The sequence below is a fragment of the Okeania sp. SIO2B9 genome (assembly GCF_010672505.1).
Classification (GTDB): Bacteria; Cyanobacteriota; Cyanobacteriia; order Cyanobacteriales; family Microcoleaceae; genus Okeania; species Okeania hirsuta.
Genome location: NZ_JAAHGK010000929.1, coordinates 1 through 3128 on the forward strand (window position 1 = coordinate 1; position 3128 = coordinate 3128).

Consider the following 3128-nt stretch of genomic DNA (forward strand, 5'->3'; position numbering starts at 1 on the left):
TTTAAAGAAATAGCTAATGCTAATGGGTCTCTCGCAATTCCAGATAATGTTTCTCATCCCCAGAAATATCGGGAGTTCCTAGCAAGTGCTGATGGAGTAACAGTAATTATTGAAAAGTTAAAAGAGTTTGTGCCGAATAATGTGCCGAGTTTAGTTTTATGGCCTGGTGTAGAAACAGATTATTTTTATCCCAGAAATCCCAATCCAGAAACAGTAAAAAGGTTTAATATTCCTGAAAATACTTTAGTTTTTTCCTACACCGGAAATGTTCATGCTGCTAATACTCATGAAGTGAGAAGTTTGTATTTAGCTGTAGCAATGTTGAACCGAGAAGGTAAACCTGCGGTGTTAGTTAGAACGGGTAGAGATTTCTGTAATTTTTTGGGAGATGATGATAATTGGGCGCGGAAATATGCCATTGAATTAGGATATGTAGACCGGAGTTTAATGCCAGAAATTTTGGCTTTGGCAAATGTGTTAATTCAACCAGGTAGACCAGATAAATTTAATGATTATCGTTTTCCCTGTAAATTACCAGAATTTTTGGCAATGGGTAAACCTGTAATTTTGCCTGGGACTAATATTGGTTTGGTGATGGAAAATGAGAAAGATGCTTTGGTTTTACCTATGGTTGATGCAGTGAATATTGTTGAGTCGGTGGGCAAGTTGTTTGAGGAGAACTTTTTATATAAACAACTAAGTGAAGGTGCAATTAATTTTGCTAAAACTCATCTAAATTGGCAGAAAAATACAGAATTATTGAAATCTTTTTATGAAGAGATTGGGTAGTTTAGTGTCATTTAACTTATTCAACTAGATTTCCTGACTCAAAGATCATCGAATATTTAGGAATTTGAGCGAAAAGGAAGAGTTGAAAATTTTCATCCTGTAAAGCTCCAAAACATAATATGCTTGTTCTTTCCCTTATCAAATCTTTCCATCCATTGTTCCTCAACAGAAAAATACAAACAATTTCATTTTATCAAGCTCTATTAAAAATTGGCATCTCAAAGGAATTTCGGTTGCATTCCCACAAAAATTTTGATATGGTAAATACTGAGGTGGTTTTCTCGCTCATATACATGACTTTTTATTCAACTAAAAACAATATCGTTTCACAGCGATCGCGAATGTTGTAGAAAGGAAAATCAATCTAGAATAGAAGGTATTTCTTAACAGAATAAACCCATAAGCAAAGAAAATATAATTTTTTTTAAGAATCCACAAACTGCCAAAATTATTAAATGATAATTATGTATACAAATTCAAAAACTCAATCTAGTTGAAAATTAACTTTTATAGAAATTTTCACAACCAATTGAATTGAGAATTGCTATATTTTTTCCTAATCAAAAATAGGAGATAAGAACAAATGCCAAATCCAGTCAATATAAATGCTGAATTAGACACAAACGATCTGATTTTTAGATCCCCAGCAGGGGGGGTGACAAGAGCTGATGAATACGATCTAGACCTGAGCGGAGCAATAATTAGGTCAACCAATAACCATTTTTCTGACAGCATAAAATTCAAATCAATACGATACTTTTTGGCAAATTATTGATGCTAATACAGGTAATGTTTTAGCAGATTCAGATGATCATGGTAGCGGTCGTAACTCATTGATTCAGCAGGGTCAACCAACAAATGGAGGTGGTTATGACAATTCAGCAATTCCTAATGAATTATTTATTCAGGGTGGTCGTGACTATAAAATTCGCGTTACCAGTTTTGGCACGTTAAATCAACCAGGAAGCTATCCCTATTTTCTACAAGTTTCTGTCCCTCAAGGTGACATTGATGTAACTCCCAGAGGTAGTGATTTTAATGGAGAAGTTCAAACAGGAAGCGTTATTAATATTAATGGTGAATTAAACGAAGACGATTTTACTTTCCCATCACCTAGTAATAGTGGCAATACTCTAGTTGATGAATATAGATTAGAATTTCAAGTGCCAGGGCAACTCGTAAATGTTGCTGCCAGTACCAATGATTCTGGTTTCGATCCTTACTTGGAAGTTATTAATGCCCAGACTAGTACTGTCGTTGATTTTGACAATAATAACGGTGGTGGAGTTAACCCACTACTAAACTTACCCAAACTTATCCAAATGAGATTTGAGCTTTGGAGTTAGCTTCCTGCTTCTGTGAGAACCACTGACCGCAGTCTTTAACTTATTTTCTCCACAGGCTTAAAATCGCTTGACACTCAAGCTACTGATACATACAGCGGTTTTCATATGAATAAACCACAATGTTCAAACCAACCCATGGCATCATCTTCAGTAATTTGAGCGATGTAGCTGCCGCCTCACGGGGTGACAAGGTAGCTGAAAGCTATATATAGAGATGAACTCATCGAATAAGCTGAATAATACTTCAACTAAAAGAGAAGCATTATTGAGAATAGATGGAGGTGTGGTGCGATCGCACCACACCCCACACAGTAGGTTGATTATTTATTCATTAAAGCAATTTTTGAAATAATTATGATCAAAAAGGATTGCTAATTACAAGTAAAAATGAATAAAAAGTGAATATATTAGGTTTTTATCAAGATCAGATTGAGAAAAAATTGAGTCCATCTCAAGTAGCAACATTACAAATATTATGATACTTAATATCAGTATATAAAACTGTACAAATATCAAAATTAACAAGCTTATTTCCTCTGCCAATCCAATCAGAAAGTAAGCGCAAACATATACAAAGATTTTTAACCCTCAAGGAATTAAGTTTACCTATATTTTGGTTTCCTTTGGTAAGAATTATGGTAGAGAAAGTATTTAGTTTGACTTCTGAATTAATATTAATTATAGATAGAACTCAATGGCAAAATACTAATATATTAATGATTAGTGTGGCCTGTAAAAATAGAGCATTACCCATATATTGGAAGATTTTAGATCATAAAGGGGCTAGTAATTTAATAGAACAGCAGGCAGTAATTCGTCCTGTGTTAAGATTATTAAAAAGGTATAAAATTATCATCACAGCAGATAGAGAATTCCACAGTATATTTCTATCCCATTGGTTAAAAAAAATCTCATAAAAATCAGGTTTACTTTGTCTTAAGGCAGCGAAAATCTACCTCAATTAAAGGAGGGAAAAAATATTGTCAAATCTCA

4 protein-coding genes are annotated in these 3128 nt (G+C 33.8%); all 4 read left to right on the plus strand.

Annotated features, from left to right (window positions below; genetic code table 11):
- Positions 1–789, plus strand: a 789-nt coding sequence (locus F6K13_RS25570; protein ID WP_287288786.1) for a glycosyltransferase, incomplete at its 5' end; no start/stop codon positions are given.
- 833 nt (positions 790–1622) lie between these two features.
- Positions 1623–2135 (plus strand): hypothetical protein, encoded by a 513-nt coding sequence (locus tag F6K13_RS25575; RefSeq protein ID WP_287288788.1) that lies wholly within the window; start codon positions 1623–1625, stop codon positions 2133–2135.
- A 214-nt stretch (positions 2136–2349) separates the two neighbouring features.
- On the plus strand, positions 2350–2487 hold the full coding sequence (locus tag F6K13_RS25580) for a hypothetical protein (RefSeq protein WP_161564396.1): 138 nt from the start codon (positions 2350–2352) through the stop codon (positions 2485–2487).
- 283 nt (positions 2488–2770) lie between these two features.
- Complete coding sequence (locus F6K13_RS25585; RefSeq protein WP_287288790.1) at positions 2771–3052, plus strand: hypothetical protein; 282 nt, start codon at positions 2771–2773, stop codon at positions 3050–3052.
- The last annotated feature ends 76 nt before the right edge of the window (positions 3053–3128 follow it).

Excerpts from the sequence above, each read along its gene's own strand:
- F6K13_RS25580 (WP_161564396.1), top strand. The coding sequence starts at position 2,350 with ATGAACTCATCGAATAAGCTGAATAATACTTCAACTAAAAGAGAAGCA.
- F6K13_RS25585 (WP_287288790.1), top strand. The coding sequence starts at position 2,771 with ATGGTAGAGAAAGTATTTAGTTTGACTTCTGAATTAATATTAATTATA.